20 protein-coding genes are annotated in these 19,831 nt (G+C 67.4%); 7 read left to right on the top strand and 13 right to left on the bottom strand.

Annotation, left to right across the window (positions count from 1 at the left end; translation table 11 throughout):
- Positions 1–60 precede the first annotated feature (60 nt).
- Entirely contained in the window at positions 61–495 is a 435-nt protein-coding gene (locus tag AC0KUR_RS04345) for a GNAT family N-acetyltransferase (RefSeq protein WP_034188521.1), read from the top strand.
- Positions 496–582: 87 nt separating this feature from the next.
- On the opposite strand, the gene AC0KUR_RS04340 is transcribed toward AC0KUR_RS04345, so the two are convergent.
- Entirely contained in the window at positions 583–1,479 is an 897-nt protein-coding gene (locus AC0KUR_RS04340; protein ID WP_034188520.1) for a LysR family transcriptional regulator, read from the bottom strand.
- A 129-nt stretch (positions 1,480–1,608) separates the two neighbouring features.
- Here AC0KUR_RS04340 and tam point away from each other — a divergent pair, with 129 nt between their 5' ends.
- A complete protein-coding gene (tam, locus tag AC0KUR_RS04335) occupies positions 1,609–2,394 on the top strand; it encodes a trans-aconitate 2-methyltransferase (RefSeq protein ID WP_175027056.1) in 786 nt (261 codons plus the stop codon).
- A gap of 30 nt (positions 2,395–2,424) precedes the next feature.
- Here tam and AC0KUR_RS04330 read toward each other — a convergent pair whose 3' ends face one another.
- From AC0KUR_RS04330 to AC0KUR_RS04310, 5 genes are all read right to left on the bottom strand, one after another.
- The gene (locus AC0KUR_RS04330; protein WP_124670154.1) at positions 2,425–3,015 is read right to left on the bottom strand and encodes a GNAT family N-acetyltransferase; all 591 of its coding nucleotides are present in this window, start codon (positions 3,013–3,015) and stop codon (positions 2,425–2,427) included.
- A gap of 510 nt (positions 3,016–3,525) precedes the next feature.
- Positions 3,526–5,973 (bottom strand): phosphocholine-specific phospholipase C, encoded by a 2,448-nt coding sequence (locus AC0KUR_RS04325; protein ID WP_473375426.1) that lies wholly within the window; start codon positions 5,971–5,973, stop codon positions 3,526–3,528.
- A gap of 41 nt (positions 5,974–6,014) precedes the next feature.
- Complete coding sequence (locus AC0KUR_RS04320; RefSeq protein WP_226103870.1) at positions 6,015–6,152, bottom strand: hypothetical protein; 138 nt, start codon at positions 6,150–6,152, stop codon at positions 6,015–6,017.
- Positions 6,153–6,320: 168 nt separating this feature from the next.
- A complete protein-coding gene (locus tag AC0KUR_RS04315) occupies positions 6,321–7,001 on the bottom strand; it encodes an HAD family hydrolase (RefSeq protein ID WP_034188515.1) in 681 nt (226 codons plus the stop codon).
- A gap of 23 nt (positions 7,002–7,024) precedes the next feature.
- The gene (locus tag AC0KUR_RS04310) at positions 7,025–7,969 is read right to left on the bottom strand and encodes a choline ABC transporter substrate-binding protein (protein WP_034188514.1); all 945 of its coding nucleotides are present in this window, start codon (positions 7,967–7,969) and stop codon (positions 7,025–7,027) included.
- Positions 7,970–8,228: 259 nt separating this feature from the next.
- On the opposite strand from AC0KUR_RS04310, the gene AC0KUR_RS04305 reads away from it, so the two are divergent.
- The 3 genes from AC0KUR_RS04305 (at position 8,229) to AC0KUR_RS04295 (ending at position 10,327) form a co-directional block, all read left to right on the top strand.
- Positions 8,229–8,909, top strand: a complete 681-nt coding sequence (locus AC0KUR_RS04305; protein WP_034188513.1) for an MgtC/SapB family protein — start codon at positions 8,229–8,231, stop codon at positions 8,907–8,909.
- 44 nt (positions 8,910–8,953) lie between these two features.
- On the top strand, positions 8,954–9,721 hold the full coding sequence (locus AC0KUR_RS04300; protein WP_034188512.1) for a DeoR/GlpR family DNA-binding transcription regulator: 768 nt from the start codon (positions 8,954–8,956) through the stop codon (positions 9,719–9,721).
- A 282-nt stretch (positions 9,722–10,003) separates the two neighbouring features.
- Positions 10,004–10,327: a winged helix-turn-helix domain-containing protein gene (locus AC0KUR_RS04295; RefSeq protein WP_473375470.1), complete on the top strand. Its 324-nt coding sequence runs from the start codon at positions 10,004–10,006 to the stop codon at positions 10,325–10,327.
- Between the two features lie 24 nt (positions 10,328–10,351).
- Here AC0KUR_RS04295 and AC0KUR_RS04290 read toward each other — a convergent pair whose 3' ends face one another.
- The 4 genes from AC0KUR_RS04290 to motA all read right to left on the bottom strand — a co-directional run bounded on the left by AC0KUR_RS04290 (position 10,352) and on the right by motA (position 14,344).
- Positions 10,352–11,698 carry a DUF2325 domain-containing protein gene (locus AC0KUR_RS04290; protein WP_473375425.1) on the bottom strand — a complete coding sequence of 449 codons (1,347 nt, stop codon included), beginning with the start codon at positions 11,696–11,698 and terminating at the stop codon, positions 10,352–10,354.
- A gap of 117 nt (positions 11,699–11,815) precedes the next feature.
- Positions 11,816–12,355, bottom strand: a complete 540-nt coding sequence (locus tag AC0KUR_RS04285) for a hypothetical protein (protein ID WP_473375424.1) — start codon at positions 12,353–12,355, stop codon at positions 11,816–11,818.
- 156 nt (positions 12,356–12,511) lie between these two features.
- On the bottom strand, positions 12,512–13,447 hold the full coding sequence (gene motB, locus AC0KUR_RS04280; protein WP_034188509.1) for a flagellar motor protein MotB: 936 nt from the start codon (positions 13,445–13,447) through the stop codon (positions 12,512–12,514).
- 27 nt (positions 13,448–13,474) lie between these two features.
- A complete protein-coding gene (gene motA / locus AC0KUR_RS04275) occupies positions 13,475–14,344 on the bottom strand; it encodes a flagellar motor stator protein MotA (RefSeq protein WP_034188508.1) in 870 nt (289 codons plus the stop codon).
- A gap of 350 nt (positions 14,345–14,694) precedes the next feature.
- On the opposite strand from motA, the gene AC0KUR_RS04270 reads away from it, so the two are divergent.
- Positions 14,695–15,621 carry a patatin-like phospholipase family protein gene (locus AC0KUR_RS04270; protein ID WP_473375423.1) on the top strand — a complete coding sequence of 309 codons (927 nt, stop codon included), beginning with the start codon at positions 14,695–14,697 and terminating at the stop codon, positions 15,619–15,621.
- Between the two features lie 141 nt (positions 15,622–15,762).
- On the opposite strand, the gene AC0KUR_RS04265 is transcribed toward AC0KUR_RS04270, so the two are convergent.
- The 3 genes from AC0KUR_RS04265 to AC0KUR_RS04255 all read right to left on the bottom strand — a co-directional run bounded on the left by AC0KUR_RS04265 (position 15,763) and on the right by AC0KUR_RS04255 (position 19,276).
- A complete protein-coding gene (locus tag AC0KUR_RS04265; protein ID WP_473375422.1) occupies positions 15,763–17,244 on the bottom strand; it encodes an aldehyde dehydrogenase family protein in 1,482 nt (493 codons plus the stop codon).
- Positions 17,245–17,266: 22 nt separating this feature from the next.
- Positions 17,267–18,217, bottom strand: a complete 951-nt coding sequence (gene speB, locus AC0KUR_RS04260) for an agmatinase (protein WP_069704417.1) — start codon at positions 18,215–18,217, stop codon at positions 17,267–17,269.
- 174 nt (positions 18,218–18,391) lie between these two features.
- Positions 18,392–19,276 (bottom strand): helix-turn-helix transcriptional regulator, encoded by an 885-nt coding sequence (locus AC0KUR_RS04255; RefSeq protein WP_034188504.1) that lies wholly within the window; start codon positions 19,274–19,276, stop codon positions 18,392–18,394.
- A 198-nt stretch (positions 19,277–19,474) separates the two neighbouring features.
- Here AC0KUR_RS04255 and AC0KUR_RS04250 point away from each other — a divergent pair, with 198 nt between their 5' ends.
- Positions 19,475–19,819 (top strand): cupin domain-containing protein, encoded by a 345-nt coding sequence (locus AC0KUR_RS04250; protein WP_006484551.1) that lies wholly within the window; start codon positions 19,475–19,477, stop codon positions 19,817–19,819.
- The last annotated feature ends 12 nt before the right edge of the window (positions 19,820–19,831 follow it).

Genomic DNA, 19,831 nt, shown 5'->3' with positions numbered 1-19,831 from the left:
TGCGACGCCCGCCGCGGGTACTGCGCACCCGGCGGCTTCATTCACGCACGCGTTCGCCCGATGACTACCCCTGCCGACGTCACCCTGCAACTGACCGATACCGAACAACCGGCCGCCCGCCATTTCATCAGCCGCAAGCTCGGCGAATTCAACCATGCGATGACGGGGCGCGCCGACTCGGCCGCGCTCGACGTCTACGTGACCGATCCCGCGACCGGCGAGATATTGGGCGGCCTGACGGGCCGCACGTCGCTCGGCCTCTTTTTCATCGACCTGTTCTACCTGCCCGAATCGCTGCGCGGCGGCGGATTCGGCAGCCGGCTGCTGCGCGAGGCCGAAGCGGAGGCGAAGCGGCGCGGCTGCGCGCGTGCGGTGCTGTACACGATATCGTTCCAGGCACCGGACTTCTACCGGAAGCAGGGCTACGAGACGTTCGGCGAAGTGCCTTGCGAGCCCGAAGGCGCGGCGCGCGTGTTCATGGTCAAGGTGCTTTGAGCGCTGCGTGGCGGTGCGGGCGACTTCCTGACGCCTGCCGACATCGCGGACGACCGGCCGGCACAGGCAACGCCCGCATGGCGCGCGTTACCGCCCCGGCGCGGCCCGCTCGACGATCATGTCGTAGAGCGCACGCGCGGCCGGTGACAGTTGCGCGCTCTTGCGCGTGACGAGCACGAGCGTGCGCGACACCGACGGCTCGACGAGCTCGATCGTGCGGATCATCGGATACGCGTTCTTCTGGATCGCGAGTTTTGGCACGACGGCCGCACCGAGCCCTTCCGCGACGAGCCCAAGCGCAGTCGAACTGCGCTGCACTTCGTAGAACGAATGCAGCGACACGCCGCTCGTCTTCAGCGCGCCTTCGAGCAGCCCGCGATTGCCGCTCACCTCGCCGGCGAAGATCAGCGGATGCGGCTGCAGCGCCGCCCAGCGGATGCGCCGGCGCCTCGCGAGCGGATGATCGTCGCGGCACACGAGCACGTAGGGATCGTGCGTGAGCGGCACGCTGACAAGTTCGGGATGCTGGTCGCCGGCGATGCTGATGCCGAATTCGGCTTCGCGCCGCAGCACGGCCTGCAGCACCGACGCCGACGCATGGTCGAGGATCTTCACGCGATCGTGCGGGCGATGCCCGGAGAACGCGCGCAGGATGCGCGGCAGGTATTGCACGCCGACCGTCGGCACGCACGCGATCGTGACGTCGCCGCGCTGGCTCAGGCCCGTCTCGCGGATTTCGGTCAGCGCGTCGGACAACTCGTTCAGCAGCCGGCGCGCTTGCGGCAGAAAGCGCCGGCCGATCTCGGTCAGCGTGGTGCGGCGCGTCGTGCGCTCGACCAGCGCGACGCCGAGATAGGATTCGAGCTTGCGCAGCCGCTGCGTGATCGCCGTTTGCGTGACGTGCAGCGTGTCGGCCGCCTGCCGGAAGCTGCCGCCGTCGGCGATCGCGACGAAGGCCTGGACACCGAGCGTATCGATCTTCATCAGAATTTTGAATCAATAACGATATTAAATTCATTTTACTGAAGGTCGGATACGGTCGCAGAATGCGCTGGATCGGCGGCTGCCCGGATCCCGGCGCGCATGCCGCCTCCGCCCACAAGGAGAATCATCGTGACGACCCCACTCGATCAATACGCGAACCAGTACGTGCGGTTCGAGGACGAACGCACGCGGCCGGTGCGCGACCTGCTGGCCGCCGTGCCGAAGACGCCGATCCGTACCGCGATCGACATCGGCTGCGGGCCCGGCAATTCGACCGAGGCGCTGATGGCACGCGCGCCGGACGCGACGATCCACGGGATCGACGCATCGGCGGACATGATCGCGGCCGCGCGCAAGCGGCTGCCGGCGTTGCGGTTCGATCTTGCCGATGTCGCCACGTGGGACGATCCGGGCGGCTATGACCTGATCCTGTCGAACGCGGTGCTGCAGTGGGTGCCCGCGCACGACACGCTGTTCCCGATGCTCGTCGGCCGGCTCGCGCCGGGCGGCCATCTCGCAGTGCAGATGCCGGACAACCTCGACGAGCCCGCGCACCGGCTGATGCGCGAGGTCGCCGCGGCCGGGCCGTGGGCCGACAAGCTGAAAGGGGCGGCGCGTACCGAGCGGTTCGATGCGCGCTACTACCATGCGCTGCTGTCGCCGCTGTGTTCGCGCGTGGACGTGTGGCGCACGACCTACTATCACCCGCTGCGCGGCGGTGCGGACGCGGTCGTCGAATGGTTCAAGGGCAGTGCGCTGCGGCCGTTCCTTGCCGCGCTCGACGATGCCGAGCAGCGCGCGTTCCTCGCGCGTTATCGCGACGCGATCGCCGGGCCGGACGGTTATCCGGTACTCGACGACGGCACCGTGCTGCTGCCGTTCCCGCGCCTGTTCATCGTGGCGACTCGGAAGTAACCCGGCCATGATGTGACGGGCGGCGGGGCATCAGCGCACCGGCCGCACCGATGCGGGATCGACCGTGCGGCTCCGTGCGGTCTGCCCGTCGCGCAGGTCCTTGTACCAGAACAGCGCGACTTCCCCGGCGTTCTCGCCGCCTGCATACAGGAAGCGGTCGTGGCCGCCGAGCGTAAAGCCCGCGCGCGCATAAGTGGAGCAGGCCGCGACGTTGTTCGCCTGCGTTTCCAGCCGCATGAAGCCGAACCCGTGATGGCGCGCCCAGGCTTCCGCGGCCGCCAGCAGGAATTGCCCGATACCGAGGCGCCGATGCTCGCGGTCGACGGCCAGTTCGGCGATTTCGGCCATGCCGTTCCAGCGCTCGGCGACCGCGACGAACCCGGCGAACCGCCCGCCGGCGGTCGCGCGAAAGAGCGCTGTCTTGCCCGACGCTTCATCGGCCCAGCCGGCCGGATCGAACCCGTAGTTTTTGCGGCGCGCGGGCAACGCGCGCAGGTCGAGCAAATCCTGATACGGCGCATTCAGCTCCCATGCGATGTCGAACGAGAAGTCGCATTGGTCCAGCTCGTCGGCGGCAAGCGAGATCGCCGGTTCGATGCTGATGTGCTCGGCTCGGTCCATATGTCGGTGTCCTGTCTTCGGCGGAGGGTGTGGTCTCGTTGGTGGCGCGATCGCCGGTGCACCGATGTGCATCGAATCGCGCCCGTTCCCGTTCTTCGTTTTCTGCATCTGCACCATTCGCTGCATGCGAAACCGGTACAGACACGGCTGTGTGCCCGCCTGATTATGCTGGATTTCGGCGTCGTCACGGCGTTGCTGCCGGTGCGATGACGACCGCCGCGCGTCGTGTCTCCCATTCTCGACGGCAGTCGATCGTCGGCGGATGAAAGACGACAGGAAACCGAATGATTGTTTACCGTTTTCGACAACTCAACATTTTCCGTCAAACAGTTTGACGGTCGTGGCGCCGTCAAGCATCGCGTCGTCCACTGCTCCACGAAAGCCGGAAGAGAGGCTGACCTGCATCGCCGGCGCAACGCGGATCGGCCTGCGTCACCCGTTTTTGCCGCGGCGCGCGTCATGCACGCGCGCCGGCCGGAACGTTGAAGCGACGACGAAACGGCCGCGACCTCAGATGCTGATCGCGATGGGGCCTGCCAGCGGCGTATAGCCGTCGTCGAACAGCAGCCACGCATCGTACTGGCCCGATGCAAGCGTGCTGTTCGCGGTCGACGAGAACAGCAGCGAGCCGGTGCTCTTGGGCAGGTACGCCCACGACTTGTAGCCGCCCCGGGTCGGTTGCGCGCCGCGCGGATAGATGCCGACCCAGTTCTTCGGGCTGTGGCGCCACGGCGGCACGACGTAGTCGAACCGCAGCGTGGCGTACGACGACCCCTGCGACGCCAGCGCCGCGACGAATTTCCCGTTCGTATTGCCGATCGCCGAATCCGTCAGCAACGTGCCGGATTGCGTCTGCACGCAGCCGGCGATACGGCGCAGGAAGTTCGGATCGTTCGCGTCGCGGATGCTCGCGTCGTACCAGCCGGCGTCGCCGTACCACGTGACCGCCTGTGTCGCACCGGCCGGTACGCTGACCGACTGCGCGCGGTTCATCCCGTACGCATTGTCGACGAGCTGGAACGTCGTCGTGCTCGAACCGGCCGAATTGTCGAGCGTGATCTGCACGTTGCCGTTCTGTACGTCGTAGCAGAGCGACACTTCGCCGGTCGATCCCGCGTTCCCCGCTGCGCCGATGGTGCCGCGGAACGTCTGCAGGAACCCGTTCGGGCCGTAGATCGAATAGTCGTAGCCGCCCGCCGAATTCAGCGGGAGCGAATCCGTGAGGCACGCGCCGGTGCCGGCGCCGATCGTGTACTGCCGCGGCGTCGTGCTCGTCCCGTCGACCCATGCCTGCAGGTGCACGCCGGCTGCACCCGTGTTGGTCATCGTTAGCGCGAGCGTCTTGCCGGAGCGGTTGACGCGGCCCTGGACGAAGAACTCGTACGGCAGCCGGCACGCGGTGTTGCGGCCGGCCGTTTGCGCCGGAACCGCCGTGGTGGTGGCCGGCGGAATCAGCACCGTCGAGCCGTTCGGGTCCATGTTGCTGGCCGCCGCCGGAATCGCCGGAATCGTCTGGTCGGGATTCGCGAAGTCGAACGCCGACGTGAGATCGCCGCACACCGTGCGGCGCCACGGCGTGATGTTGGTCTCCTGCAGCCCGAAGCGCGCTTCCAGAAAACGGATCACCGACGTGTGATCGAAGACCTGCGAGTTGACCTTGCCGCCTTTCGACCACGGCGAGATCACGAACATCGGCACGCGCGGGCCCAGCCCGATCGGGACATCGCCGCTCGCGGCGCCGTCCGATGCGGCGCCGCTGCCGGCGACGAATTCCGCGGCCGTCGAGACCGTCGACCGGCCGGTGCCGGCGGCGGCGCTCGACGGGACGGCCGGTGGCACGTGGTCGAACAGGCCGTCGTTCTCGTCGTACATCACGAGCAGCACGGTGCTGGCCCACACCGCCGGATTCGACGTCAGCGCGTTGAGCACGTTGCTGACATACCATTCGCCGCCGCTCGCGGCCCACGACGGGTGTTCGCAATACGCATAGGGCGCGGCGATCCACGATACCTGCGGCAGCGTGCCGTTCGCGACGTCGGCCCGCAGTTGACTGAACAGACGGGTGTCGTACTCCGTGCCGCCGCCGGTCGGGTCGATCTGCGTGCCGTCGAGCGCCGGCGCGAGTGGATCATTCGCGCCGAGGTTCTGGTACTGCTTGAAGTTCAGGATGACGTTGTCGCCGTAGTTGCCGTTCCACCAGAGATCCTTGCTCGACCCGTTGTATTCGCCGTAGCCGTGGCCGGCATCGAGGCCGTTGCCCTTGTCCTGGTAGAACTTCCACGTGACGCCGGCCGTGTTCAGGCGTTCCGGCATCGTGGTCCAGCCGGTGCCGGTCATCGTGTTCGTCGTGTACGGCGAATAGCCGGCGACGTTGCCGCAGCAGCCGGTCCACAGATACAGGCGGTTCGGGTCGGTCGGGCCGAGCATCGAGCAGTGGTACGCGTCGCACACGGTGAACGCGCTGGCCAGCGCGTAGTAGAACGGGATGTCGTTCTGCGTGAAGTAGTACATCGTGCCGCTGGTCTTCGCGGCGACCCAGTTGTCGTAGCGGCCGTTGTTCCATGCGCTGTGCGTGCCGCTCCAGCTGTGATCGAGGTCGCCGTAGTACGTGTCGCCGTTCGCGACGCCGGAAACGGGCGGCGACGGGTTGAACGGGAACACGTAGGACAGCGTCGATGGCTGGCGCCAGACCGGGTAGCCGCTGGAGATCACGACCGGCCGCGGATCGCCGAAGCCGCGCGCGCCGCGCAGCGTGCCGAGATAGTGGTCGAACGACCGGTTTTCCTGCATCAGGATGACGACGTGCTTGACGTCCTGGATCGTGCCGGTGACGGTGGCGGCCGGAATCGATTGTGCGCGCAGGATGCTTTCGGGCAGCATGCCCGTCACCGCGGTGGCGCCGGCGAGCTTCAGCGCATCGGCGAGGAACTGACGTCGTGTCGTGGGTTTGTTTTGCATGATCGCTCCTTGTCCTGGATGGCGGATGGGGCCGGGGCCGGTCAATGGCACGCGCTTGCGCAGTGCAGGACCGGCGCGGACGCCGAACCCGGTGCCGACGCGCGCGCGGCGGCGACAGTGCCCGCCGCGCCCGGGTCGCCGTCGCCGCAGGCGGCCAGCGCGCACAGCAGCGCGATCATGAAAACGCCGCGCCAGTGCGGAATACGGCTTTCCGCGGGGCGAGGCGGGACGACTTGATTTCGATCCGATTCGAATCGGATTCCTGATTGATCGGGATGGTTGCTGCGTGCTCCGTATTTCATTTCCCCTCCAGACATGAAAATGGACAGCAGAGAATATCGCCCGAATCAGAACAACTTCATGACAGGCCAGCCGCGTTTGCCGGCGACCTGGGAAAGCTTCGAGTCGGGATTGGTCGCGACCGGATGCGTGACGTAGTCGAGCAGCGGCACGTCGTTGATCGAATCGCTGTAGAAGTAGGTCCGTTCGAAATCGGACGGCAGGTAGCCGAGCGATTTCAGCCATGCCGCCGTGCGCACGATCTTGCCTTCCCGGAAACTCGGCACGCCGATGCTGCGCCCGGTGAACCGCCCGGCCGGCGTGCCGTCGTCGGTATCGAGCTCGATGCCGAGCAGGTGCTCGATCCCGAACTCGGCCGCGATCGGCCGCGTGACGAAGACGTTGGTCGCCGTCACGATGCAGCAGAGATCGCCGTTCTCGCGATGCCGGTCGACCAGCGCGCGTGCCTCCGGTGTAATCGCCGGCCGGATCACCTCGTCCATGAACTGCGCATGCCACCGTTCGAGCTGCGCGCGCGAGTAGCGCGTGAGCGGCGCGAGCGTCACGGCGAGATACGCATCCATGTCGAGCGTGCCGGCCGCATAGTGGCCGTAGTGCTCGTCGATCAGCGCCGTGTGCGCGTCGTCCTCCTGCCAGCCGACCCGCGTGATGAAGCGGCTCCAGGCCTGGTCGCTGTCGAGCGGCAGCAGCGTGTGATCGAGGTCGAACAGCGCGAGATTCTTGTGCATGGGCCTTTCCCTGTATGGCGTATTTACGCGCCGATGAGCTTCTCGATCGCGTCCCTGGCGTTTTTCCCGTCGATGGTCGTGACGCCGTCGAGCCACTTCGACAGCACGCCCGGGTTCTTCTTCGCCCATTCCTTTGCGACCGCGACCGGATCGGCGTGATTCATGATCGGCACCATCAGCTGGTTTTCCTCGTCGGTCGTGAATTTCAGGTTGGTCAGCAGCCGGCCGACGTTCGGGCAGCGTTCGAGATAGCCGGGCGTGACGAGCGTGTAGACCTTCGCCGAGCCGTAGTTCGGACCGAACACGGTGTCGCCGCCGTCGAGATACGCGATCTTGTAGTTGATGTTCATCGGATGCGGCTCCCACGCCAGGAACACGATCATCCGGTGTTCCTGCACCGCGCGCGTGACCTGGACGAGCATCCCGGCCTCGCTCGATTCGACCAGCTTGAAGCCGCCGAGCCCGAATTCGTTCCTGTCGATCATCCGCTGGACCAGTGCATTGCCGTTGTTGCCGGCGCCGATCCCGTAGATCTTGCCGTCGAGCTGGTCGCGGAATCTGGCAATGTCGGCGAAGCTCCTGAGGCCCTTGTCAGACGCATACTGCGGCACGGCCAGCGTGTAGCGCGCGCCGACCAGGTTGGGTTGCGGCAGCAGGTGCACGGCGCCGGCGTCGACGAACGGCTTCACGGTCGGCGTCATGCTCGGATCCCAGTAGCCGAGGAACGCATCGATCTGCGCCTTCTTCACGCCGGCCAGCACGATCGGCGGCGACGCGATCGTCTTGGTTGCCTCGTAGCCGAGCCCGTCCAGGAGCATCATCGCGACGCCGGTGGTGGCCGCGATGTCGCTCCAGCCCACATCGCCGAGCGTCACCTTCCTGCAGGTATCGCCCTCGGACGCATGAGCGGGCGCCGTTAAAAATGCCGCCAGCAGCGTCGCAGCCAGCATCCATGCTTTCTTGATCATGATGGTCTCCTAAGCAAGTGTTTCGGATCGTGTTACCTGATTGGTCTGACGATTGATCGTGTGGATCGGATGAAACAAACGAACCTGGGTCTGGCTTTGTCGTTTTGCGTACCGTATATTAGAACGCACAAAATCGCAAGATTGCACAAAAATACAACCCGGCGAACGCGAAGGCGGCCGGGCGAAGCCGGGGCGAGCCGCGCAGAGGTCCGTGCGGTCCGTGCGTCATCAAGTGAATCCGTCAGGAAGGAGTGTTCGAATGATCAGTCAGCTGGAAATCGTTTCCCGCCTGTTGCTGGCGGCCTTGCTCGGCAGCATCGTCGGCATCGAGCGCGAGCGCCTGTCGTGGGCGGCCGGGTTGCGCACGCACATGCTGGTGGCCGTGGGCGCCGCGCTGGTGATGATCGTGTCGGCGTTCGGCTTCGCGGATATCCAGGAGGCGAAGAACGTGTCGCTCGACCCGTCGCGGGTCGCCGCGCAGGTCGTATCCGGTATCGGTTTTCTCGGCGCAGGGTCGATCATGTTGCGCGGCGAGATCATCCGCGGGCTGACGACCGCGGCGAGCCTGTGGGTCGTCGCGGCGGTCGGACTGGCGGTGGGCGGCGGCATGTACGTGGCCGCGATCGCCGCGACGGCGATCGTGCTGGCGATCCTGGCCGGGCTGAAGCCGATCGAGAAGCGCTTTTTCGCCGCGCGGCAGCGCTGGGGCGTGCGCATCCTCGCGAGCCGAGGCGCCGTGAAACTGACGTCGCTGCAGTCGATGCCCGGCATCGACCAGGCGCGCATCGTCCAGTTCATCATCGAGCAGGACGACGAGACACCCGACGACGACCGCATCCACGTGGTGTTCTCGAAGATGACGAGCCGCGAATTCCAGGTGGTCCGTCAATCGCTGCAGACCCTCGTCGGCGTCAAAAAAATGGAAGAAAGCGCCGGGTAGACGGCCGTTCGAATAAGATTGACAGACTTTTCCGAGGACATTTCATGTGGCAAGAAGAGCGATACCAGAGGATCCGGCTTCTGTTATCGAAGATGCAGCGCGTGTCCACCGACCGAATCATGGCCGACCTGAACGTGTCGCGCGAAACCGTGCGCCGCGATCTCGTCGACCTCGAGGCGCTCGGTGAACTGAAGCGTGTGCACGGCGGCGCGGTGCAGGTCGGCGACGAAGCGCCGATCGCCGAGCGCGCGCAGACGCACGTGAAGGCGAAGCTGGCGATCGCGCGCGCGGCCGCGCGGCTCGTCACGGGCTCGCAGACGCTGTTCATCGACGCCGGCACGACCACCACGCTGCTGGCCGAGGAACTGGCGAAGTTGTCGGGCCTCACGATCGTCACGAACTCGATCGACGTCGCGCTGAAGATGCGCTCGAGCGACCCAGCGCAAGGCAGGAACGAAACGATCCTGCTCGGCGGGATGATCGGCAGCCGCGCGGCCGCGACGGTCGGCGATGGCACGGTCGCCGAGATCTTCCGCTACCGCGCCGATCTCGCGCTGCTGTCGCCGGTGGGCGTCGATGCCGTTCGCGGCGCGACGAACTACGACCGGATGGAAACCGAGGTGGCGCGCGCGATGGTGAGCAACGCGGCGGACGTGGCGATCCTGGCCGATTTCAGCAAGCTCGGCACGAACAGCCGGATCAGCTTCTGCGAGCCCGCCCGGATCGGCACGCTGGTGACCGACCAGAAGGCGGAATCGGTCGACAGCTACAAGCGCATCAGGAAGGCCGTCGGGAACGTCGTGCTGGCATAGTGCCCGCGGGCAGGGGCGATCGGCTGCCGTCTACGGCCCATGTGGCGCGCCGTTTGCACCCGGACCGCTGTCGGCCGACGACGGCGCGCCGTCGCCGTTCCCGGGCGCCGACCGGCTGCCCGCGCCGCGCTGCGTGAAGCGGCTCGCCGGCATCGTCGCGCGCCTGCCGGGGGCCGGGCGCGGCGTTTTCCGTGCAGGCCATCGTGTATGCTTGCCCGCATCGATCACTCGGCGGACAACATGAAGACTTCGGCACACCCCAAGCCTGAGGTGCGGTTCAGGATGCGTATCCAGCAGGCCGACACGATTGCGCTCGGCCCGGGCAAGGTCGCGCTGCTCGAGGCGGTGCGCGAGCACGGTTCGATTTCGGCGGCGGCGCGCAGCCTGAAGATGTCGTACCGGCGCGCGTGGCTGCTGATGGACGAACTGAACCGTTCGCTGAAATCGCCCGCGACGGTGTCCGAGCATGGCGGGCAGAGCGGCGGCGGCAGCGTGCTGACGCCGGTCGGCGAGGAGATCATCCGCCTTTATCGCGGGATCGAGGCGCGCGCTTCCGCGGCGTGCGCGGACGACATCGCCGCGCTCACGAAAATGGTGCGTCGCTGACAGGGGCGTTGTGCCGGCGCTGGCCTACCCGTGCCGCAGGCAGAAGCGTGACGGGTCGCTCGCGGCGCCATCCGGCGCGATGACGTCGCGTGCCCGTGCATCGAGCCGTCCGATCAATTCGACGAAGCTCGCGACGCTGGCGGTCCGCAACGGGTAGTAAGCGATGTGGTGGCGTTCGCAGATACGCTTGAGCAGGTTCATCGAATCGTGATCGATGCAGTCGACCGGGAAGACGACCATCTGCGCGCCCGGCAGCGCGGCGGCCAGCAGGCCCTTGCGATCCTCGACGCCGCCGTCGTGCAGCGTCACTTCGCCGCCCGACGCCTCGACGATCCGCCGGATCGCCCGGTTCGAACCGGGCCGCCCGCCGACGTAGACGACGCGCCTGCCCTGCAGCATCGACAGCGCATTCGTCGCCGGGTCGGCCGGGTCGGCCGCCGACGCCTGCACCGCCTGTTCGATCGCGCTCGCCTCCGCGCGCAGCGTCTTCACCATCGCCGTCAGGTCGTCGAGCCGCGCGCGCATCGCGCGGGCGCTCGCCTGTTCCGCGGCGATCCGCTCCTCGGCGGCCTCGCGGCGGCTCGTGTGCAGCGCAAGCCGTTCGTCGCGCGCGGTCAGCGCCTCGCGCAGTTCGTGCACTTCGTCGCGCAACGCGCTTTCGGCGGCCAGCGGCCGCGCGTGGTGGCGGGCGTGGAGCGCGTCCCGTTCCTGCAGTGCTGCGTCGCGCTGCGTGCTCATCTCGTGCAGGCGTGCCTGCTGCCGTTCGAGCTTCGCATGCAATGCCGCGTTCTCTTCCTCCAGCGCGACCAGCCGCCGGATATCGGCACGATTGGCCGCGCCGACCAGGTGCGACAGCATGTGCAGGTCGCCGAATGCGGCCTGGCGCACGCCCATCGTCGTGCGCGGATGCGTCATCAGTGCCCAGTACGCGGGCGGAATGTCGCCGCGCTTGAGCGCTTCCTTCCAGCGCGTGAGCAGTTCGTCCGCGTCCTTTGCGTTGTCGAACGCGCGTATCGCGCCCGCATGGCGTTCGTCGAGCGCCTTGTGCAACGCCTTGGCGCCGGCCGTGCCGTCGATCGCGAGCGCGACGGCCGCGTGATGGATGTCGAGGTCGGTCGCACGCTGCCGGTCGAGGTCGGTGAACTTCGGCACGAGCTTGCGCAGTTCGTGCGTGGTCAGGCAGGTGCCGATGATCGAGCAGTGCAGGTTCGCATCGAGTTCGGACAGGCGCGCGCGGCGCTTCAACTCGGCCTGTTGCGCGCGGGACGGCGCGCAGCACGCGTCGATCCGCGCGCCGGTGGCCGCGGACGGAAGGCCGCCGGACGACGGGAGATCCGCCGTGCGGGCCAGGCGAAAGGGCGGAGCGTGCATGTTGACCTCTATCCGGCACGATCGGACCGGAGACGGATGCGCGAAAGATTTGCGAAATATACCACGGAATATAACGGGAACAATTCCGGGGAAACCATCGGGCGATGCGGGGGATGGTCAGCAGGACAGCACTGGACGGCAGGGTTGCGGTAGCGCGGCCGGCGCCGCGGGCGAAAGGGGGAGCGATGCCGGCGCGTGGCGCGCCATCACGGATTCGACGCACAGCCCGACGAACAGCACGTCGACGCGCTCGAGCGCGGCAACCGCGTCGCGCATCGCGACCGGGTCGTTGCTGAACGAATCGGAAAACACGTCGTCGCGCGTGCGTTCGAGGCCGCGCGCGTGGCCGATCGCGCGTTCGAGGTCGGGCAGGCGCGTGAAGCGGGCGGCGCGTGCGTCGCGTTCGAGCGTCGCCAGCAGTTCACGAAAGCCCATTGCCGACAACGCTTCGTCCGGCATCGCGCCGGTGTGCGCGGCGGAGAGCATCCGGATGAAACGCACGATGCTGCCGCGCAGGCGCCGGAACGCGTCGACGACATCCGTGACCTGCCGCGCCCGGGTGTCGCTCGACAGCGGCTTGAGTGCGCTGATCTTGCGTGCGAGCGTCTGTTCCCGGGCGGTGCGCGGCGGGGTGCGATCCGTCGACGTGCGGGCCATGCTGCTTCTCCGGGTGGGCAAGGTTTCGATATATTCTACGGAATATATCGAGGACGCAAAAAAAAAGACGACACCGTGCCGCAAGGCAGGGTGTCGTCAACGGCCTGAACGGCCGCGCTCATCGGTTGACCGTCGCCGGCTGCGGCCGCGCGCGCGTCACGGGCGGACGGCAGGCACGATGCCGGGCGTCTCGCCGACGGTCGTGCGGCCACCGTCGCGAAAGAACGCCTGCTCGGCGGCATTGTTCATGACGAGGATGCTGATGCGGCGATTGGTCGGCTCGTCCGACACGTTCCGGTCGAGCGGCAGCACATCCGCGAGCCCGCGCACCTGCAGCAGCTTCGCTTCCCGCAACCCGCCGGCGACCAGCGCGCGCCGCGCGGCGTTCGCGCGATCGCTGGACAACTCCCAGTTCGAATAGCCGGTCGGGCCGCCGGGATAGGGCGTCGAATCGGTATGGCCGGCAATCGACACGCGGTTGTCGACCTCGTCGAGCGCCGCGCCGACTTGCGCGAGGATCGCGGTCGCATAGCTTTCCGGTTGCGAACTGCCCGACGCGAACATCGGCCGCTTGAGCGAATCGACGATCTCGATGCGCAGGCCCTCGTGGGTGATCGCGATCCGGATCTGGTCCTGGTAGGCGCGCAACGACGGACTCCGCGCGATCGCCGCGGTCAGCTTTGCCTTCAGGCGCTCGAGTTTTTGCGTATCGGCGTTGTCGGCGACGGCTGCGGGCGAGCTGGCCGGCACCGGTTGCGCTTTCGTGTCGATGGCCGGCGCGGGGTCCGACAGGTCGCGGCCGCCACCCTGCACGACGCTCGGGCGCGGCGCCTGGGCGTCTTTCCCGCCGGACAGGAGCGTCGACAGCGGCGTATTGAAGTAGTCCTCGATCCCTTGTTTGTCGTACTTCGAGACGGAGCCGAGCAGCCACATCAGCAGGAAGAACGCCATCATCGCCGTGACGAAATCGGCGTACGCGATTTTCCATGCACCGCCGTGGTGGGCGTCATGGTCGCCGCCTTTCTTGCGGCGCACGACGACGCGCGATGCCGAGGCGGGCTGCTTCGACGAACTGGAGCGATGGTCGGCCATGGCGTGTTCCGTTTCCTCGCGTATCCGTTATGCCGCCTTGGGCGACTTGGTCGCGCGGACGGCGTCGTCGAGCTCCTTGAAGCTCGGGCGATCGGCGGTGAACAGCACCTTGCGGCCGAACTCCACCGCAACCGACGGCGCGTAGCCGCTCATCGACGCGAGCAGCACGGCCTTCACGCACTGGAACGGCTTGGCCGCGGCACGGCCTTTCGCGTTGAGCAGATCCGCGAGCGGACCGATGAAGCCATAGGAGAGCAGGATGCCGAGGAAGGTGCCGACGAGCGCGCCGGCGATCATCTTGCCGAGCACGGCGGGCGGCGCGCCGACCGAGCCCATCGTATGCACGACACCCATCACCGCGGCGACGATGCCGAACGCCGGCAGGCCGTCGGCCATCTTCTGGATGGCATTGGCCGCGACCGACGCCTCCGCATGATGCGTATGCAGCTCTTCATCCATCAGGTCCTGCATCTCCAGCACGTTCACGTTGCCGCTCGACATCATCCGCAGGTAATCGACGATGAAGTCGAGCAGGTGATGGTCGGCGAGCACATGCGAATACTTCTGGAACAGCGGGCTTTGTTCGGGCGCATCGACATCGGCCTCGAGCGCCATCATGCCGTCCTTGCGCGCCTTGTGCAGCAGCTCGTACAGCAGCGCGATCAGTTCGACGTACTGCTGTTTCGTATAGCCGCCGCCCTTGAAGCAGGTCGGCAGGGTCTTGATGGTCTTCTTCAGCGTCGTGACGGGATTGCTGACGACGAACGCGCCCAGCGCGGCGCCGAAAATGCACAGCAGCTCGAACGGCTGCAGCAAGGCAGGCAAATGGCCGCCCACGCCGACAAAACTGCCGATCACCGACCCGATCACGACGATCCATCCGATGGCTACAAACATGATTACCTCGTCCGCGACGTGCGCTGCTGGTTCCGTTGTCGATAAGCGGGCGGGACAGCTCGGCTGTCTCGCTCCATGCCCGCGACGCGATGCCGGTCGGCGGGTGTTGATGCAATAACGGCGCGCGTCGCGGCGGCTGAACCCGTGATTCCACGCATCCCGCGCGATTCGTGCCTGGCACACGTTTGCGGGCGCCGAAGCGCGCGATTTTGTTGATCGAGGTCAAAAAGTACGTGGCGATCGCGCGAGTTTCCGAGTGGAGGCGACCCGGAAACGTCGGCAGCCGAACGGCCTGGCCAGCACGCCGGCAGGGTTTTCATCAGGACATCCAACGCGCCGCACGATCCATCATGGAGAAAGCGCTGTCGCAGCCAACCGCAGGAGGGTGCCCCGTGAATTCCGATTCCACGCCTTCGACCGCCTTCGTGTTCGCCGGCGGCGGCAGTCTGGGCGCGATCGAGGTCGGCATGCTCCGTGAGCTGATCGCGAGCGGCGAACGGCCCGATTGCGTCGTCGGCGCGTCGGCGGGCGCGATCAATGCCGCCTATTTCGCGGGCCGGCCGGACAGGGACGGCGTCGCGATGCTCGCCGCGCTGTGGTGCAGCATCCGCCGCCAGGACATCATGCCGTTCTCGATGCGCGGCATCGTCGCGATGCTGCTGCGCAACCGGCCCCATCTGGTCGAGGCCGACGCGCTGCGCCTGCTGCTGGAAAAGAACCTGCCGTACCGGCGGATCGAGCAGGCCGCGCTGCCGCTGCACATCGTCGCGACCGACGTGCTGAGCGGTCGCGAAGTCGTGCTGTCCGCCGGCCCGGTCGTGGATGCCGTGCAGGCCAGCGCGGCGATTCCCGGCGTGTTTCCGTCGGTCCGCATCGGCGGCGTGGAACTGGTCGACGGCGGCGTCGCGAACAATACGCCGATCTCCGTCGCGATCGCGCTCGGCGTCAAGCGGATCGTCGTGCTGCCGGCCGGGTTCGCCTGTGCGTTGCGCGTGCCGCCGCGCAGCGCGATCGCGCATGCGACGCACGCGCTGACGCTCGTGATCGCGCGGCAACTGGTGCGTGATCTGGAGCTGTACGCGGCCCGCGCGCACATCCATGTCGTGCCGCCGCTCTGCCCGCTCGAGGTGTCGTCATACGATTACTCGAAGTGCGCGCAACTGATCGACGCGGCGGCGCAACGCACGCGCCTGTGGATCGATGCCGGCGGGCTCGCGCAATGTGCGATTCCCGACCCGCTGCGCGAGCACGATCACGCCGCGGCGCTGTCGCATTGAGGCGCGCTCGCGCGCCGCTCGAACGCGTGACCGGCGCACGCGGGCCGCCGGTCCTCTGCCCGGAAATCCGACGTGTACCTGAAAAAAGCGGCACCGTGCCATCCGCCACGGTGCCGCCAACGGCCTGAACGGCCGCACGGGTCAGTCGATCGCGCGCATCGCGTGGCGCAGTTCCTGATAGCTGCGCAGCCCGGTGACGCCGAGTTCGCGGCCGATCCCGCTGAGCCCGAAGCCGCCCCAGCACACGTGCGGGTAGATCAGCTGCGGCGCATTGATCCACACGAGCCCCGCCCGCACGCGCTGCTGGAATTGCTTCGCGACGTCGGCATCGCGCGTGACGACGGTCGCGACGAGCCCGTAACGCGTGTCGTTCGCGAGTGCGATCGCTTCGTCGTCGGTGCGGAACGATTTCACGCAGGCGACGGGGCCGAATATTTCGTCGGTCCACAACGGGTTGTCGGCGGCCGGCTCGGCGATCACGACGGGCGCCATGAAAAAGCCTTCGCCGCCGGCCTCCGCGACCCGTCCGCTGAACGCAATGCGTGCGCCCGCGTCGATGCCCTGCTGGAGCATCGCTTCGACGCGCGCACGCTGCGCGGCCGAGATCAGCGGCCCCATCGCGACCTGTTCGTCGGTCGGCGGCGCGACGACGAGTGCGCGCACGGCCGTCTCGAACGCGGTCATGAAGCGGCGGTAGAGGCTGTCGTGCACGAGAATGCGCGCGGTGGCCGAGCACATCTGGCCCGCGTTCGTGAACGCGCCCGCAATCGCGAGCGGTACCGCGACGTCGAGATCCGCATCGTCGCGGACGATCAGCGACGACTTGCCGCCGAGTTCGAGCGTCACGCGCTTCATGTCTTCGGCCGCGGCCCGCATCACCTTGCGGCCGGCCGCCGTGCTGCCGGTAAACGAGATCTTGTCGATCAGCGGATGCGCGGTCAGTGCCGCGCCGACCTCGGCGCCGCCGTTCACGACGTTGACGACGCCGGCCGGCACACCGGCTTCGGCGACGATGTCGAGCAGCGCGTGCTCGGTCGGCGACGTGAGTTCGGACGGCTTCAGCACGACCGCGCAGCCGGCCGCGAGCGCGGGCGCGAGTTTCCACGCGGTCGTGACCATCGGGAAGTTCCACGGCATCACCAGGGCGGCGACGCCGACCGCGTCGTGGAACCGCTCGGCCGTGACGGCGTCGCTCGGCAGTGCGACGGGCTCGGCCGCGAACAGCGCTCGGTCTTCGCACAGCTTCGCGTAGTACGCGAACGTCGCGGCGACGTCGCCGACGTCGGCGTCGGCCTCGAACGGCGGCTTGCCGCTGACCTGCATCTGCAGCGCGGCCAGCCGGTCGCGTGCGGCTTCGACGCGCTCGGCGATCGTCGCGAGCACGCGGCCGCGCGCGGCGGGCGGCGTGTCGCGCCAGCCGGCGAAGGCGTCGCGCGCGGCGCGCACCGCGGCGTCGACGTGCGCGGGCGTCGCGAATTCCTGCCAGCCGATCGCGTCGCCGGTCGATGCGTTGAGGATCGGCGCGCCGGCCGTGTCGGAATGCGTGCGGACCGGCTGGCCGGCGATGCGCGCGGCGGGCAGCACGAACGCGGTTGCGGAACGGGAAAGTTCGGCGATGGACATGGGGGTCATCCTGTCGGTCGGGTTAGCGGTAGGCGACGCCCGGCATCACGCAAAGCATCTCGAACGCGAGGTTCGCGCCCGTGAGCGCGGTGGTGCCGGCCGGATCGTACGGCGGCGACACTTCGACGAGATCCGCGCCGACGATGTTCAGGCCCTTCATCCCGCGGACGATTTCGAGGCCCTGCTGAATGGTGAGGCCGCCGATTTCCGGCGTGCCGGTGCCGGGCGCGAACGACGGGTCGAGCCCGTCGATGTCGAAGCTCAGGTAGACCGGCGTGTCGCCGACGCGTTCGCGCACCTGCGCCATCAGCGGCACGAGCGACTTGTTCCAGCATTCTTCCGCCTGCACGACGGTGAAGCCCTGCTCGCGGCACCAGTCGAAATCGTCCGCGTGGTAGCCGGTGCCGCGCAGGCCGATCTGCGTGACCTTGTCGCATTGCAGCAGTCCGTCTTCCACCGCGCGGCGGAACGGCGTGCCGTGCGCGATCTTCTCGCCGAACATCGTGTCGTTCACGTCCGCATGCGCATCGATATGCACGACGGCAACCTTGCCGTACTTTTTATGCAGCGCGCGCAGGATCGGCCATGCGATCGTGTGGTCGCCGCCGAGCGTGATCGGCCGGCAGCCGTTCGCGACGATCTCGTCGTAGGCCTCCTCGATGCGGCGCACCGAGTCCTTCAGGTCGTACGGGTTGGTCGCGACGTCGCCGAGGTCGGCCACCTGCAGCGAATCGAACGGCGCCGCGCGCGTGGCCATGTTGTACGGGCGCAGCAGCACGGATTCGGTGCGGATCTGGCGCGGGCCGAAGCGCGAGCCCGAGCGGTTCGACGTGCCGAGGTCGAGCGGCACGCCGACGAAGCACACGTCGAGGCCGTCGGTCGTCGCGGCCTGCGGCAGCCGCATCATCGTGGCGATGCCGCCAAAACGCGGCATGTCGTTGCCGCCCATCGGTTGATTGAGTTCGCGGGGCATGGGGGCCGTCTCCTTTTTCCAGGGTAAAGCGATCGGCCGATGGTAGAGGAGAACGCCTGCGCGAAGATTTTGAAGTCGCAACGTTTACATCGACGGGTCTCGATGCGAGTGGCGCCGCCGCATCGACGCCGCGCAACCGAAGGCGGCCGCGCGGCCGGCGCGGGCGGCGGGCGGTCAGCGGGAGAGGACGGGCGGCGTGGCGGCGTCGTGCGATCCGGCGGAAGGGAACGCGGTGGTGGCCGAGCCCCACGCGGCGAGTTCGCGCTTGGTCCGCACGCCGAGCTTCGCGAACGCGCGCTTCACGTACGACTCGGCCGACGCGACGCGCACGCCGAGGATGCCGGCGGTCTCGGGCACGGTCTTGCCGGAGAGCAGGTGCTTGCAGGTTTCGTATTCGCGTTTCGACAGCTTCACGCCGTCGGCGGCGATGCGCGCGTCGAACTGCGCGAGCGGATGGATCTCCGGTGTCGGATGCGCGACGCGCCGCACGGCGGTGGTCGACGCGTGGAGTTCGAGCAGCGGGAACAGCACGTCGCTGATGCCGCGGAAGCGGTTCATCTCGGCGAGCGTGAACGGCGGCCGGTCGCGGCCGCGCTCCAGCGCGATCGAGTGCTGCGAATAGCGCGTGCCGCGCGCGAGCACGCATTCGTGGCCGATCTGCACGTCGTCGAACAGCCGCTGACGGAATTCGCCGGGCGGGATCGCCGCGATGTCGCGCACGACGAGCATCGTGCCCGTCTTGCCGCGCAACCCGGCGAACAGCGGGTCGCTGTCGAGAAAGCGCTCGTAGTAGAGCGTCATCACGTCGGAGATTTCATGAGGGGCGGTGCCGATGCCGCTGCTGCCGATCCATTCGCATCGGTAGCCGGTGGGCATCGTGCCGTCGACGCGCGAGCGTTCGACGTGCGCGACGTCGAGCGGCACGACGTCGTTCAGCAGTTGCGTGAGGCGCGGCACGAAGTGAGGCGTGCCGACCGTCTCGATCAGCTCGCCCAGCGCCTTGAACGACACGTTGAAGCGGTCGTTGTCGCGGTGGAAGGGGTTCACGTTGAGCAGCATGCGGTTCCCCGGTGAAAAGCGGCGCGATTGTAGCGTCGGCAACGGAAAACGTCATTAGGGGGAAACACCGTCGGTTGTCCTGCCGACCTGCCCGCCCCCGCAAAACATCGCTTGTCCCCCCTGAAGGGGGGCATACCGGGGCAGTGTAAATGAGTAACTTTGTCTCTGCTTTTTTCAATCAAGAGACGAAAGATTCCGATGACCAAACTGATCAAGGACATCCTGCCGCTGGGCGCAGGCGTGGGCGAATTCACGAAGCTCGACTTCGGGATGGACGAAAGCGACTGGCGCGCGGCCGAAGGCAAGAGCGGCAACTACATCGTCGGCTGGTGGGAAGGCAAGGCCGGCTCGGTGGAGTTTCCGGAAACCGCGGCCGACGAAGCGGTGTGGCTCGTCGAGGGCCGGATCGCGCTGACCGACGTCGAAGGCAACCGCAAGGAATTCACGCCGGGCCAGGGCTACCTGCTGCCGGCCGGCTTCGCGGGCCGCTGGGAGACGATCGAGGACGCGAAGAAGTTCTACGTGCTGCTCGAACAGTCGTGATGTCCGAAGCCG

The organism is Burkholderia sp. YHN3-13 (genome assembly GCF_055810675.1).
Note: the sequence above shows the minus strand (reverse complement) of the source record. Positions and strands in the feature narration are given on the sequence as shown.